This is a genomic window from Pseudomonas sp. PVC-3-1, assembly GCF_057444315.1.
In genome coordinates this window covers 5,752,350-5,765,826 of sequence record NZ_CM172023.1, presented here as the reverse complement: position 1 = coordinate 5,765,826, position 13,477 = coordinate 5,752,350, and the positions used below count along the sequence as shown (strand labels likewise).

Sequence of the window (13,477 nt, the reverse complement as noted above, 5' to 3'; positions counted from 1 at the left end):
GCACTCATAGCTCAGCTGGATAGAGTACTCGGCTACGAACCGAGCGGTCGGAGGTTCGAATCCTCCTGAGTGCGCCATATACAAAAGGGCCTGCAGAAATGCAGGCCCTTTTTCTTTGTGCTCGAAAAATCTCGTCTTCGGAAAACTTTCTCTTCGAAAAGCACTGCTTTCGAAGAACTTGAGCGGCGCACTCAGCGTTTTGCCTTGCCCATCACGCAGCCATCCTCATCGAAGGTCACGGTGCGGACGCCGTGCTTCTTGTCCGCCTCGTAGTGGTAGCGCAGCGTCTCGTTGTGCTGGCTGACCCTGTCGGGTCGCCCCAGGGCGCTCTCCACGTCGCTGCGCGTCATGCCTGTCCTGATCCTCCCCTCGATGATTGCCTTGCGCCGTGCGCTGCCTGTGACACGGTTGCCGCAGCCGTTCTGTTGCTCGCCAACGATCACCACGGCTTCGTGCTCGGCATCCTTGCTCTGGCCTCTGCTGCGCGCCGCAGGCTTCTGTGGGGTGGCTTCCTGTGTTCGCGCCATCGGTACCGGCTTGCCGCTGCCCGGCGTGGGATTGCTGGCTTCCTGGATTTCCTGCTGTCGTTCCACAGGGCAGCCATACTGACTGAAGAGCACGCTGCCATCGGCAGCCGTACAGCGGAACACCGAGGCCGCCTCGCTGGTCGGTAGCCATAGGGTCAGGAGTGAAATGAGCAGGGCAGGCAGGCGCATGGTTTGTTCCTTGAGGGCGGGCCTGCCAGCAGCCTAGGAGTGGAATTTGTCAGTCGGGGCCGGGTGTCCTGTGGGAGCTTTCGGGCGTCGAACCGGGCAGTGATTCGGCAGTGAACTTTCGCCCGCAAGCGATTGTTCTGGCCGCCATTTTGTAACGCCTAATACACCCCGGAGTGTTATCATTTCCCGCATCTGCCCTCGATGGGCGCATGGGACACCACCATGGACTTACCCAGTAGTTACTCAGAACCCCGATTGCGTACACACGACCTGATGTATTGATCCCCTCTGGCCCGTTCTGCCACTGGGGGTGGAGCGTGCTATGACCGAAGTAGAAGCCAAGAAGCCGCAGGAAAGCCTGCAGGACCGCCTCAATCAGGTGGTCGATCTGCTGCACAAGCACAAGCTGGTGGAAGACCTGACGCACCGTCAGGAAGGCCAGCATCAAGACCGCGTCGAAAACCTCGTGCACCGCCAGAACCTGGCGGAACTCCAGCGCAAGCTGGAAGAACTGCACCCGGCCGACATCGCCCACATCCTCGAGTCCCTGCCGCTGGATGACCGCCTGACGGTCTGGCAGTTGGTCAAGGCCGAGCGCGACGGCGACATCCTCCTCGAAGTTTCCGACTCCGTTCGGGAGACTCTGATCGCCGACATGGACGATCACGAGATCCTCGCCGCGGCCAGGGACATGGACGCCGACGAACTCGCGGACCTCGCGCCGGAACTGCCGCGCGATGTCGTTCACGAGCTCATGGAAACCCTCGATCAGCAGCAGCGCGAGCGTGTGCGTTCGGCGCTGTCCTACGAGGAAGACCAAGTCGGCGCGCTGATGGACTTCGAGATGGTCACTATCCGCGACGACGTCAGCCTGGAAGTGGTGCTGCGCTACTTGCGCCGCCTGAAGGAACTGCCTGGCCACACCGACAAGCTCTTCGTGGTCGACTATGACGGCGTGCTCAAGGGCGTGCTGCCGATCAAGCGTCTGCTGGTGAACGATCCCGACAAGGACGTGGCGGAAGTCATGGCCACTGATCCGGTGACCTTCAGCCCCGACGAGGACGGCTATGACGCCGCCCAGGCGTTCGAGCGCTACGACCTGATTTCCGCGCCTGTGGTGGACAAGAACGGCAAACTGATCGGCCGTCTGACCATCGACGAGATGGTCGACCTGATCCGTGAGGAAAGCGAAAGCGAAGTACTGAACATGGCCGGTCTGCGCGAAGAGGAAGACATCTTCGCCTCGGTCTGGAAATCGGTCGGCAACCGTTGGGCCTGGCTGGCCACCAACCTGGTGACCGCCTTCATCGCCTCGCGGGTGATCGGCCTGTTCGAGGGTTCCATCGAGAAGCTGGTGGCGCTGGCGGCACTGATGCCCATCGTAGCCGGCATCGGTGGCAACTCCGGCAACCAGACCATCACCATGATCGTCCGTGCCATGGCCCTGGACCAGATCCAGACCAGCAGCGCCAACCGCCTGCTGCGCAAGGAGCTGGGCGTGGCACTGGTGAATGGCCTGGTGTGGGGTGGGGTGATCGGCCTGGTCGCCTTCTACCTGTATGGCAACTGGGAGCTGGGTGCGGTCATGACCGGCGCCATGACGCTGAACCTGCTGCTTGCCGCGCTCATGGGGGTATTGATCCCGATGACGCTGCTGCGTCTGGGGCGCGACCCGGCCATGGGCTCCAGCGTGATGATCACCGCCATGACCGATAGCGGCGGCTTCTTCATCTTCCTCGGACTGGCCACGCTGTTCCTGATGTAGCGCCAGCTGCGCCGAAAAAGCCGCCCATGAGGCGGCTTTTTTGTGGCCGTGATCATGTGCTTGGGCAAATCGCAGGTATGAAAAAGCCGGCTCGGGGCCGGCTGTTTCGGGTATCGCGAATGAGTCAGGCGTCGTTCTGAGCCATCTCGGCATCGTGCGCGATCAGGGCGATCAGGGCGTTCTGCTGACGATGGGTCAGCTGACGGAAACGCTGCAGCAGTTCGCGCTCGTGCAAGCTGAGCTCCGGGCTGTCCAGGCGGATGCCCAGGTTGTCCTGCAGGGCGCCTTCCTGCAGCAGGCTCTGTTCGAGACGCGCAATGATCTCGGAGTTCATGCTGCGGTGGTGGCTGCGGGCGACGTCGGCGATACGCTCACGCATGCCTTCGGGCAGACGTACGACGAATTTGTCAGCAGTACGGCTGGAGTAGGTGGGGGTTGCCTGTTTCAATGGGCGCATACTTTAAACCTGTAAGTCAGGGAGGCCGATGCCATGGGTCAGCGTTCGTTCAGGCCCTTTGACAGCGATTTCCAATGGCCGTTCAGCGCGTCGTCAAAGCTTTTGAAAAAATATCCAATAACTTGACGTCAAACCTTCGGCATATTGTGTCTCGGGTGAAGGCTAAATGCCAGCACCAATCGTCCGAAATGAGACCGTCTAGGCAGACCCTTCTTTGGATTGGATCTGCAGAGAAAGCTGGCGATTTGCCGGTTTCCCTCAGCGTAGTCGATATGTGCTGGGCTCCTGCCTGCCGTTGAGCAGCCTGATGCAGGCACTTCGTCGCGGATATCCATGATGGCACAGCGTCTGGCAGCGAGGCAGCGACGGGTGCGTGCGGGGTGTGTCGCCCTGCGATTTCACTGATATCGCACAAGCCAAAGGGTATTATCCGCCCCGCGGATCAAAATTGAAGTAGCGCCGAGCCGCGGGTGCACCGAGAGTCTTATGACCCCAGGCAGACTGATTTTCCTGATGGGCCCTTCGGGTTCTGGCAAGGACAGCGTGTTGCAGGCCGCCAGCGCTCCCCTGGCCGCGATGGATTGCCGGATAGTCCGGCGCGTGATCACCCGTTCCGCCGAAGCGCGCGGGGAAGAAGCCCATTCGGTGAGCGTCGAGGAGTTTATTCGCCTGGAACACGCCGGCGCCTTCGCCATGAGCTGGCGCGCCAATGGTCTGCATTACGGCATTGGGCGAGAGATCGATGACTGGCTCGCCGCAGGCCATGACGTGCTGGTCAATGGCTCACGCAAGTACCTGCCCGAGGCGCGCCGTCGTTATCCGCAGCTGATTGCTGTGTTGCTTAAGGTCGAAACCGAGGTACTGCGCCAGCGCCTGCTCAAGCGCGGTCGCGAGACGCCGGCGGAAATCGAGGAGCGCCTGGCGCGCAATGCGCACTTCGCCGATGGCCTGCCTGGGCCGCTGGTGGAGCTGGACAACTCGGTGTCGCTGGATGTCACTGTGGGCCACCTGCTGGATCTGCTTGCCCCGCCGGACGCCCAGGCCAGCTGAGGTCAGTCCAGGCTCAGCGAGAGGCTGACGCCGTGGGGCGCGAAGCCCATCGCCGCATAGAAACGGTGGGCCATTTCCCGGTCCTGGTGGCTGGAGAGCGCCAGCTTGTAGCACTTCCAGTCCCGCGCCCATTCCACGGCCCGGCCGATCAACGCCTGGCCAATGCCCTGACCGCGTGCACGGCTGTCCACCACCATGTCTTCGAGAATCGCCGAGCGCGCAAAGCCGTGGGCGATGTGCTCGATCAGGTGCAGGGTGCAAGTACCCAGCAATACGCCATCGCGCTCGGCGATCAGTGTCACCCGCGATGGCTGCTGGTTGTCTAGAGCAAGCGCGAGCAGTGCGATATCGGGCAACGGATCGTGCGTGCCCAACTGCTGCAGCAGCGGAGCGAGGGCCGCCGCATCATCGGCCGTGGCGACGCGCACATCGAAGGTGGCGAACGGGGAATCGGGCAGGGCACCGTCGTCTGTGGTCATGGTGTTTCTCCGGCTGACGACGAAATTATGGACCGGGCTGGTGGCGGCGGCATGACAAAACGCCCGTCGGTGGTTAACATGCCGACCCGATTGTCCCGGTAGCTCAATTGGATAGAGCGTCCCCCTCCTAAGGGGAAGGTTGGAGGTTCGACCCCTCTCCGGGACACCAGCATGAAGAGGCCCGCATTCGCGGGCCTTTTTCGTTTCACTCAGGGCGAATAGGTCGTTTGATTGCGGCCATTGTGCTTGGAGCTGTAGAGCGCCTTGTCAGCCTTGATCAGCGCATCGCTGAGACTGCCCTCCAGGCTCAGGTGGGCGAGACCGAGGCTGATGGTGACGTTGGGGTGGCCGGGCAGGTCCGCGGTGGCCTGGCGCAATTGCTCGACCCGCGCCTGCGCCTGGTCGGCGTTCAGGCCCCAGAGGTACAGGCCGAACTCCTCGCCTCCCAGGCGGGCGAATTCGAAGTCACCCATCTGATGCTTGATCGCCAGCGCGACGCGGGTCAGCACTTCGTCGCCGATATCGTGGCCGTAGGTGTCGTTGACCCGCTTGAAATGGTCGATGTCGATCATCGCCAGGTAGCGTTGCTCGCCGTCTTCCTCCAGACGCTTGCCCACGCGGGCCATGAAGGAGCGGCGGTTGGGAATTCCGGTGAGGGTATCGATGTAGGCCTGGTCCAGCAGCAGGCGGGCCATGGCGTAGTTATGCAGCTTGGCCTGGCTGAGGTGGTGGAAGATGTACACCGTGAGCGCGCTGATGAAGACCGGGTAGCAGATCAGCATGCTGTGGCGCACGTTGAACTCGGGCACGTTTCCCAGGAACGGGTTGAGCAGTACCCAGGTGACGAGCAATACCGCGAAGAAGGCCGGGCGGTTCAGCGGCAGTACCGTCGCGCTGTAAAGCACGGTGGAGGCGCAGATCACCAGCCAGGCCTGGCGAACGTCGCTGGGTATGCCCTCGATCAGCAGGCGAGCTCCCCAGGCGAAAGTCACGACGAAGGCAAAGTTGATCAGGTAGAAGTGCAGGGCGCGGCGGGCTACTGCGGCGAGGGCGAAGAGGACGAGGAAGGCGGCGAGGAACAGCAGCGAGATGTAGCTGAAACCCTGGCCGGTCTGGAAGCTGACGATCAGGTCGAAGAGAAGCCAGATACCGATGCTGATGCCGAATACCAGCAGGCTGAAGCCTTTTAGCCGCTCGAAATCATGTTGCAGAAACTCGGCGCGCAGTTCAGGTGAAACGTGCTGTTTCACGACTTCCGATTCGATGGTCTTGAACATGAACGGTCCTGTACGGGGGCGGGATCGCTCGCGCGAGCATAGACGAACTCTCATACCCTCGCGCGGCCATCGGCAGGTTGCGCGCGGGGGGTGGTATCAAGGGTGGAGGGAGATGCCGGCCCGTACCTGCTGGTTATCCAGCAAGGGCTTTCCCCAGGGCCGGTAGCGCACCTCGAAGACGGCACTGGGGTGGCAGCCGGTGGACGCGCTGGAAGGCGCGGCAGGCTCGGCATGGAAGGGCTGGCCGGCGGCGCTGGTCTGGCGGAAGGCTTCGCGGACGATGCCGACCGAGCAGGGCAGGGCGGCGGCGTAAGCCTGGCGCACGCGCTCAGGCAGCGCGCCGGTACCCGCGCCGTCCTGCCACCAGACCTGCACGCCCAGCCCGGCGAGCTGTCCCAGCCAGTTGCCATACACCTGGGGCGAAAGCTTGCCGCCAGAGAAGGCGCTCAGTTGCAGCGGCGCCTTCAGTTGCCCGGCAAAGTCCCTGAGCTGATGTTGCAGGGCCTGACGGCGTTCGACGGCCTGGAAATTCCAGTCGTCCAACTCCATCGGCAGATACCAGGCGGCGACCGGCAGTTTCCACTGCTCGCTCACCTGCCGCTGCTGCGCCAGGGAGCGGCCCAGCTGGTGCTGCCAGTAGGCTTCCAGGCCGGGCGTGTCCAGCTCGCTCTGGCGCTGGTAGTAGGCCGGGTCCATATACAGACCGAGCACCAGTTGCAGGCCGCTGTCGTGGGCGCTTTTCAGGGAGCGCGCGAGCCAGCCGCTGGCGCCGCCGAAGTCTGAGTCGCCGTAGGCAGTCCATTGCACGATCAGGGTTTTCGCGCCCTGGGCCGCACTGGCGCGCCAGAGCTGTTGCCACTGCGCGTCGCTCAGCGAGGCGTCGACATTCAGCGGCTGGTAGAACAGGCGGTCGTCGGCGTGCGCCACGACAGCAGAGAAGAGCAGGGCGAGGGCGAGCATCAGACGGCGCATCAGAAGTTCACCTCGAGTCCCACCAGCCAGCCGTTGGCCTGTTCATAGAGATTGCCCGCCATGCCCAGTTGGTACTCGGTGCGCACGGTGACGTGGGCGCGGTAGGCGTTGTAGCGGTCCTCGCCGTACCAGTACTGCCAGCGCAGGCCGACGCCGCTGCGCAGGTCCTGGCGCCAGTCGTTGCTCGGGTCCTGCGCGGAGAACTCGGCGAAGCCGTACGGCATGATCGTCTGCGGCGAGTCCACCGGCAGCTTCCAGGTGTGGCCCTGCTGGTAACGCGAGACCCACTGGTGATCGCCAGCGTGGGTCCACCAGGCGAAGTCGGTGTAGAGGAAGCGCTCGTCCCAGTCGCTCTCGTCCACGCGCCAGTCGTTGCGGTATTCGCCCTGGTCGAGGAAGGACGCGGTGGCGCGCAGCAGGAAGTCGGTGGAGGTCTGGCCGTACTTGTCGCGCTGGCGCACGTAGCGTTCGAACTTCTCGGGTGTGCCGATCTCGTGCAGGCGAATGCCGTCGAAGGCGTAGTCGGAGTCGCCGTCGTCGTTCACGGTGTTCTGTTTGTACAGCTCGCTGTAGAGATTGAGGTTGTAGTCGCCAAAGGGCTTGTAGCGCAGGCCGAAACCGGCGGCGAGGGTCTGGGTGTACTGCTTGCGCCCTTCGTTGCCGGCGATTGCCCGGCCATAGACCGAGAGGGTGCTGCCGTTGCGGGTCGGTTCCTCGCCCAGGGCGTGGTCCCAGATGAAGGTCTGCAGGTTCTGCGATTGGGCGCGGCGGCGGTCGCCGGTGTGGTTGTCACCATTGAGTATCGGCACGGTGGTCACGCCCGCGGGGGACCAGGTGCTGGCGATGGTCAGGTTGTCGCGCTGGGACAGCACCTGGTGCGCGCGGCGCTGACGGTAGCGGCGGGCTTCGAGGCTGCCGTACTCGTCATCGGCTGCCACCGGGTCCTGTTCCAGGTCGATCACCCGGCGCAGTTCGCGGCGGGCGGCGAAGCTGTCCTCGGCTTCGTCGTAGCGCCAGGCCAGGGTTTCGCCCAGGCGGAAGTCCTCGGGGTAGTCGCGGGTGGCGCGTTCCAGATAGGGGATCGCGGTGCGGCGCTCTTGCGGCGTGTCGGTGCCGGCCAGGCGCATGCCGTAGTCGGCACGGACGCGCGGGTTGTTGGGTTCGCGCCGGACTGCCTCGGCCAGCCAGAGCTTGCTCTGCTGTTTGTCGCCGGCCTTTTGTGCGCTGCCGGCGGCGTTGTAGAAGTGCTGGCCGTTGGGTTCGTGCTGGAGGGCCTCGCGGTGCCGGGTAAGGGCAAGAGGATAGTCGCCACGGGCATCGGCGATGTTGGCGCCCAGTGCCCAGTCGTCCGCGCTGCCTTTCTTCGCCTGCTGCCAGTAGCGCTCGGCAGCGGCGTTGTCGCCGGTGAGCAGCGCGGCGCGGCTGGCGGTGAGGCGGGCGTTGTCGTTGAGTTCACCGGCGGGTAGGGCGTTGAAGATGCGCAGCGCGCCGGCAGGATCGCCAGCAGCTTCCAGGGCATAGGCCAGCGGCAACTGGCTGTCCTTGTCGCCGTGGGCGATGGCGGCCTGGTAGTAGACCACTGCTTCGCCGGGGCGCGCGGGCATGGCGCAACGCCCGAGGGCGCGCAGTTCGCCGGGGGTGTTGGAGTCCGGGCTGAGGTAGCGCTGCAGGGCGTCGCAGCGCCCGGCCTCGGCCAGGCGGCCAAGCAGGTAGCCGCGCGAGACCGGGTCGGCTTTGGGCAGCAGGGCTTCGATGCGCGCGACATCCAGCGGCGTGTCGCTGCGCGCGTGGATGCTGGCGAGGCGCTGCAGCAGGGCAGGCGGCAGATTGCCGCCGCGGCGGTCGTAGGCACTCTCCAGCAACTGCTTGGCGCGCTCGGTGCGCCCGGCATTGAGGGCGAGGTAGCTGGCCTGGTCCAGCGCCTTGAGGTCGCCGGTCTGGCGGTAGCGCTGCTCCCACAGCGCCGCCGCCTCACCGGTGCGGCCACGGGCCTGCAGCAGTTCGGCGCGCTGGCGCACGGTGTCGGGTGTCTGCGGCTGGCGCGACAGCCAGGCCAGCGCCAGGTCGCTGCGGCCCTGGCGGCGCCAGGAGTCCACCAATTGGTCACGCCGGGCGGTATCCCAGGGTTCGGGCAGCCGGGTGTTTTCCAGCAGGTCGGTGGCGTCCAGGCGCTGGGCCAATACCAGCCAGGTCTTCGGGTCGTCAGCAGGTTTGCACTGCTGAAGTTTCTGCAACGCTGCGGCCTGGTCGTGGCGCGACAGCCATTCGGTGGTTTCCAGGCAGGGACGGTTCTGGGCGTCGCTGAGCTTCTCCACCAGCGAGGTGTCGCTGCTGTCTCGGGCGACTTCCAGCAGTTGCGCCTGGCGCGTCGGATCGTTGCGGTCCTGCTCCGGCAGGGTGAGCAGCCAGCGCTTGGCCACTTCGGTCTGCTCGACGGCGATGGCGCGGTCGATGATCGCCAGCCGCGCCTTGCGCGCCGCATCGGCATCCGGGGCCTGCTGGATCAGTTGCTCCAGCTGCTTCTCGTCCAGGCGCTGGGCATAGGCGTTGGCGAGCCGATTCCAGTCCACGGCGGAGAGCTGGTGGGCAGCTGCCAGCGGCGCCAACTGGGCGATAGTGGTGTCCCAGTCGCGCAACTGTTCGGCCCAGTTGGCCCGGGCCTCGCGCAGAACGCGTTCATCGCTGCCCGGCGGCAGGGTGCCGAGCCAGTCCAACGCCTTGGCGGCGCCTTGGGTTTGGCCGAGCTTGAGGCTGTAGGCCTGCCACAGCCGCACGTGCTCGTTGGCGTTGCTGGTGTGGGCCAGCCACCGGTTGACCTGGGCTTCGGGTGGTGGGCCGTTCTCGATCAGGTCCAGGCGCAGTTCGGCCAGTGCTTGTGCACCTTCATCAGTGCCGGCCAGGGCCTGTGCTTCCTTCTCGGCATCGGCGAAGCGCTGCTGCTTGGCCAGGGCCTGGATAAGCAGGGCACGCGCCTCGGTGTTGTTGGGCACGCGGTCGAGCAGGTGGCGCATCAGGCGTTCGACTTCCGCCCAGTTGTTCTTCTTCGCTTCCTTGTAGCCCTTGTCGAGGTAGGGGAAGCTGCGGAAGCGCTGGAACTCCGTGAGCTGGTCATCGGCGGCCTGCGCCAGTGGCGCTGCGATGCTCGCCAGGATCAGGCCGTAAAGCAGGGTTTGTTGCGGTTTCACACGGCCTCCCGGGCGATGCGATAGGCCTCGTGCTGTTCGCTGGCCTGTTCCTTGAGCGCTTCCTCCAGCACCTGCTGGGTGATCATGCCGCGCTTGATCAGGTGTTCACCGAGGGAATCCTGCTCGGGGTCGAAGTCGATCAGGGCCTGGTTGAAGAGGCTCGGCGGCACCATCCCGCGTACCTGCAGCAGGGTGCCGAACAACACCAGATGGCTGCAGATCCGCTCCATCAGGGCCTCGTCGCCCTGGTGTTGTCGGAGCGCGTCGACGATGGCGCGAGTTTCGTCGGACTGGTGGCGGCTGCCGTACCAGTGGCGCAGGCCCAGGGTGACACGGCCCTGCGGTGCCAGGCGGCCGCGCACCGGGCGCTTGAGGTACCGGCTGATGGCCCCGAGGGAGACCTGGCTGATCTGCTGCTCACAGGCCAGGACCAGCGTGTTGCCTTCCTCGGCCACCGGCAACACGGCATAGCGCAGCGCCAGTTTGCGCGGAAACGCTTCGATCAGCTTCGGATCGAGCGTGAAGGGGTTGAGCGGCGCCCATTCCTCACCCAGTTCCTCGGCCAGGGTTTCCACCAGTTGGGTGCTGGTGATCAGCTCACGCAACAGCAGCTCGCGGCCGAGCCGGCGGCGAACCGGGTTGGTCAGCGCCGCTTGCAGCTGCTCCTCGGTGATCAGGCCCTTTTCTTTCAGGCGCTGGCCCAGCGGCGTGCGCTGCGGGCCGGCGAGGGCGGGGAACTCGTGGGTAGTCTTGTCCCAGGCTACGCGGCGCGAGTCGCCCATCTCCATCACCTGCTTGAGCGCGCGCAGGTTGGCGAAGAAGTTGACGAAGTTGCTCCACATCATCCGCGGCGCCGACAGCAGCCCCTCGAAGATGCCGTAGAAGCGGGTGACGAACCAGAAGCGCTGGAACAGCCGGTTGAGCAGCATCAGGCCATTGAGGAACAGCAGCACCACCAGCAGCTGGCTGCCTTCGAGGATCGACGGGAAGCGCCAGGCGTTGGGCGACAGGCTGGTGATCAGCCACATGGTGATCAGCACCAGGAACAGCAGGTTGACCAGGAAGCTCAGCAGGTAGGCGATCAGCCCCCGGCGGTCGCGCCAGAGGAAGTAGTTGAGCATGGTCTTGCTGCTCCAGCCCAGGTTGCGCGTGCCCTGGAAGACGATCCCGGTGATCCACCGGGACTTCTGCCGGATGGCGTGCTGCCAGGTGCGCGGGAAGTGTTCGCGCACGCAGATGACCTGGGAGAAGCGCCGGTCCATGCCCGGCACCCATTCGTTCTTCAATGCCAGCTGCGGGTCGGTGATGGAGTAGCGGGCGAAGATGCACTTCATGCCCTTCTGCTTGAGGCGGAAGCCGATGTCGTAGTCCTCGGTGAGACTCTGCACATCGAAGGCGATGCCGTCGCCGTCTTCCAGCAGCGCGGCGATGGCGCGACGGCTGAAGCAGGTGCCGACGCCGGCGCTGGGCACCTGGCCGGTCAGGGCCTCGCGCACTGGCACGTCCTTGCCGTGGTTCTCGGCGAACTCGTCGACATAGTGGCCGGCGGTGAAACCGGTCCATTCCGGGGCATAGGGGTAGACCGGAATCTGGATCAGGTCCTTGGCCGGCAGCAGGTAGTTGAACAGGCGCAGTTCGAGCGGCGAGATGACGTCTTCGGCGTCATGCAGGATGAAGCCGGAAAACTCGATGCGGGCGTCGGCCTCGAAGCGCAGGATGGCATCGATAATGTTGTTCAGGCAGTCGGCCTTGCTGGTGGGGCCGGGCCGCGCGCAGACCACCTTGTGCACGTTGGGGTAGTGCAGGCACACCGCGTCCACGTCCGCCTGGGTCTGCGGGTCGTTGGGGTAGGTGCCGACGAATATCTGGTAGTTCTCGTAGTCCAGGGTGGAAGCCGCCAGGCGGGCCATCTCGCCCACCACGCCGACCTCGTTCCAGGCCGGTACCATGATCGCCAGCGGCTTTTCCGGGGCGGCGAAGAGGCGCTCCTCGTCGGCCCGGTCGAAGCGGTTGTAGATGCGGAAGCGCCGTACCAGCACCCGACCCCAGTACACCAGGTCGATGAACAGGTCATCCAGGCCGAGCAGGAACATCAGCGCGGCCAGGATGATCGCCAGGTACTTCAGGGCATAGAGAACGTAAGTGAGGATATCGACCAGTTCGAGGCTCATTCGAACTCGCTTGGCGTGCGTGATTCACCGAACCAGGACAGCAGCCGGGCGACGATCTTCTCGCTGGCGTGGCCGTCACCATAAGGGCTGAATACCCGGCTCATCTGTTCGTAGACTTCCTCGTCGCGCAGCAGGTGGCTGGCTTCGCTGACGATGCGGCCAGTGTTGGTGCCTACCAGCACCACGGTGCCGCCTTCCAGCACGGCGGGGCGTTCGGTGACGCGGCGCAGCACCAGCAGCGGTTTGCCCAGCGCCGGGGCTTCTTCCTGGATGCCGCCCGAATCGGTGAGGATGAAATAGGCACGGTCCATCAGCCAGACGAAGTGCTGGTAATCCTGTGGGGCGATCAGGTGGATGTTCGGCTTGTCAGAGAGCAGGCCGTAGACGGCGTTCTGCACCTGCGGGTTGAGGTGCACCGGGTAGACGAAGTCCACGTCGGGGAAGCGCTGGCCAAGTTCCGCCAGGGCCAGGCAGATGCGCTCGAAACCCTTGCCGAAGTTCTCCCGGCGGTGGCCGGTGATCAGCACCAGGCGGCGGTCACCGGTGAATTTGGCCAGGGGGGAATCAGCCGCGGGTTTCCAGTTGGTTTCGTGCAGGTGCTCGCGCATCCACAGCAGGGCATCGATCACCGTGTTACCAGTGACCTCGATCTGATCGATGTTCACCCCCTCGCGCAGCAGGTTGTCGCGTGAGGCCTTGGTTGGCGGGAAGTGCAGGTCGGCGATCACTGCGGTGAGGCGACGGTTGGCTTCCTCCGGCCATGGCTGGTGGATATTGCCGGTGCGCAGTCCGGCCTCGACATGACCCACCGGAATCTGCCGGTGGAAGGCGGTGAGGGCAGCGATGAAACTGGTAGTGGTATCACCGTGGACCAGCACGATGTCCGGACGATGGCGGTCGTAGCTATCGTCCAGCTTGCCCATCATCTGCAGCGACAGGCTGTTGAGTGTCTGACCCTGGGTCATCACATCGAGGTCTTCATCGACCTCCAGTTCGAAGGAGTCCAGTACTTGCTGTAGCATCTCGCGATGCTGGCCGGTGGAGCAGATACGCAGCTCGATTTCCGGAGTACGGCGGAGGACGCGGGCGAGGGGGGCCATCTTGATGGCTTCCGGACGGGTTCCGAAAACCATGGTGACTTTGTACTTCATCAATTGCTCCTTGGGCGCACCCTTGTGAGGCCGCCTTCGGTTTTCCGTGTGGGATTTTTCCAAGGGCAATGAAAGTCGCTCAAGTCCGGGCTGTCCAGCGACAACTGGTGATGCCAGTGATACAGGTCAGATACATTGACCTTTTTGGGTGTTTTGTCGCTTGGCTGCAAGCCGCGTCGCCAGTGGGCTGGCGCCGGTTTGCCGGCAGCGGCGAGAAAAACTGTTGATGAATTTTTCGAGAAGGCGGATCGGTC

At 64.3% G+C, this 13,477-nt stretch carries 10 protein-coding genes and 2 tRNA genes; 4 read left to right on the top strand and 8 right to left on the bottom strand.

Going from position 1 to position 13,477, the window contains the following annotated elements; all coding sequences use genetic code 11:
- A tRNA-Arg gene (locus AC2T4A_RS26520) sits at window positions 1-77 on the top strand.
- Between the two features lie 114 nt (window positions 78-191).
- Here the strand turns inward: AC2T4A_RS26520 and bamE are convergent.
- Entirely contained in the window at window positions 192-716 is a 525-nt protein-coding gene (gene bamE, locus AC2T4A_RS26515; protein ID WP_486742171.1) for an outer membrane protein assembly factor BamE domain-containing protein, read from the bottom strand.
- Between the two features lie 322 nt (window positions 717-1,038).
- On the opposite strand from bamE, the gene mgtE reads away from it, so the two are divergent.
- On the top strand, window positions 1,039-2,481 hold the full coding sequence (gene mgtE, locus AC2T4A_RS26510; RefSeq protein ID WP_416747836.1) for a magnesium transporter: 1,443 nt from the start codon (window positions 1,039-1,041) through the stop codon (window positions 2,479-2,481).
- Between the two features lie 124 nt (window positions 2,482-2,605).
- Here mgtE and amrZ read toward each other — a convergent pair whose 3' ends face one another.
- On the bottom strand, window positions 2,606-2,938 hold the full coding sequence (gene amrZ, locus AC2T4A_RS26505) for a transcriptional regulator AmrZ (RefSeq protein ID WP_017517196.1): 333 nt from the start codon (window positions 2,936-2,938) through the stop codon (window positions 2,606-2,608).
- A 486-nt stretch (window positions 2,939-3,424) separates the two neighbouring features.
- Between amrZ and phnN the strand changes: the two genes are divergently transcribed.
- On the top strand, window positions 3,425-3,988 hold the full coding sequence (gene phnN / locus AC2T4A_RS26500; protein WP_416747839.1) for a phosphonate metabolism protein/1,5-bisphosphokinase (PRPP-forming) PhnN: 564 nt from the start codon (window positions 3,425-3,427) through the stop codon (window positions 3,986-3,988).
- Window positions 3,989-3,990: 2 nt separating this feature from the next.
- Here the strand turns inward: phnN and AC2T4A_RS26495 are convergent, their stop codons facing one another.
- Window positions 3,991-4,467 (bottom strand): GNAT family N-acetyltransferase, encoded by a 477-nt coding sequence (locus AC2T4A_RS26495; RefSeq protein ID WP_416747841.1) that lies wholly within the window; start codon window positions 4,465-4,467, stop codon window positions 3,991-3,993.
- Between the two features lie 92 nt (window positions 4,468-4,559).
- Between AC2T4A_RS26495 and AC2T4A_RS26490 the strand changes: the two genes are divergently transcribed.
- A tRNA-Arg gene (locus AC2T4A_RS26490) sits at window positions 4,560-4,636 on the top strand.
- 40 nt (window positions 4,637-4,676) lie between these two features.
- Here the strand turns inward: AC2T4A_RS26490 and AC2T4A_RS26485 are convergent.
- The 5 genes from AC2T4A_RS26485 to wecB form a co-directional block, all read right to left on the bottom strand.
- Complete coding sequence (locus AC2T4A_RS26485) at window positions 4,677-5,744, bottom strand: GGDEF domain-containing protein (protein WP_416747843.1); 1,068 nt, start codon at window positions 5,742-5,744, stop codon at window positions 4,677-4,679.
- A gap of 96 nt (window positions 5,745-5,840) precedes the next feature.
- On the bottom strand, window positions 5,841-6,716 hold the full coding sequence (locus AC2T4A_RS26480; RefSeq protein WP_486742170.1) for a DUF4434 family protein: 876 nt from the start codon (window positions 6,714-6,716) through the stop codon (window positions 5,841-5,843).
- Window positions 6,716-9,901 carry an NfrA family protein gene (locus AC2T4A_RS26475; protein WP_486742169.1) on the bottom strand — a complete coding sequence of 1,062 codons (3,186 nt, stop codon included), beginning with the start codon at window positions 9,899-9,901 and terminating at the stop codon, window positions 6,716-6,718. The genes AC2T4A_RS26480 and AC2T4A_RS26475 overlap by 1 nt, the downstream gene beginning before the upstream one ends.
- Entirely contained in the window at window positions 9,898-12,072 is a 2,175-nt protein-coding gene (gene nfrB / locus AC2T4A_RS26470) for a cyclic di-3',5'-guanylate-activated glycosyltransferase NfrB (RefSeq protein WP_486742168.1), read from the bottom strand. Before nfrB ends, AC2T4A_RS26475 begins: the two co-directional genes overlap by 4 nt.
- Window positions 12,069-13,223: a non-hydrolyzing UDP-N-acetylglucosamine 2-epimerase gene (wecB, locus tag AC2T4A_RS26465; protein WP_416747851.1), complete on the bottom strand. Its 1,155-nt coding sequence runs from the start codon at window positions 13,221-13,223 to the stop codon at window positions 12,069-12,071. Before wecB ends, nfrB begins: the two co-directional genes overlap by 4 nt.
- Between the last annotated feature and the right edge of the window lie 254 nt (window positions 13,224-13,477).

What these genes read in the sequence shown, in the direction of transcription:
- bamE (WP_486742171.1), bottom strand. Translation starts at nt 716, where the DNA reads ATGCGCCTGCCTGCCCTGCTCATTTCACTCCTGACCCTATGGCTACCG.
- mgtE (WP_416747836.1), top strand. Translation starts at nt 1,039, where the DNA reads ATGACCGAAGTAGAAGCCAAGAAGCCGCAGGAAAGCCTGCAGGACCGC.
- amrZ (WP_017517196.1), bottom strand. Translation starts at nt 2,938, where the DNA reads ATGCGCCCATTGAAACAGGCAACCCCCACCTACTCCAGCCGTACTGCT.
- phnN (WP_416747839.1), top strand. Translation starts at nt 3,425, where the DNA reads ATGACCCCAGGCAGACTGATTTTCCTGATGGGCCCTTCGGGTTCTGGC.
- AC2T4A_RS26495 (WP_416747841.1), bottom strand. Translation starts at nt 4,467, where the DNA reads ATGACCACAGACGACGGTGCCCTGCCCGATTCCCCGTTCGCCACCTTC.
- AC2T4A_RS26485 (WP_416747843.1), bottom strand. Translation starts at nt 5,744, where the DNA reads ATGTTCAAGACCATCGAATCGGAAGTCGTGAAACAGCACGTTTCACCT.
- AC2T4A_RS26480 (WP_486742170.1), bottom strand. Translation starts at nt 6,716, where the DNA reads ATGCGCCGTCTGATGCTCGCCCTCGCCCTGCTCTTCTCTGCTGTCGTG.
- nfrB (WP_486742168.1), bottom strand. Translation starts at nt 12,072, where the DNA reads ATGAGCCTCGAACTGGTCGATATCCTCACTTACGTTCTCTATGCCCTG.
- wecB (WP_416747851.1), bottom strand. Translation starts at nt 13,223, where the DNA reads ATGAAGTACAAAGTCACCATGGTTTTCGGAACCCGTCCGGAAGCCATC.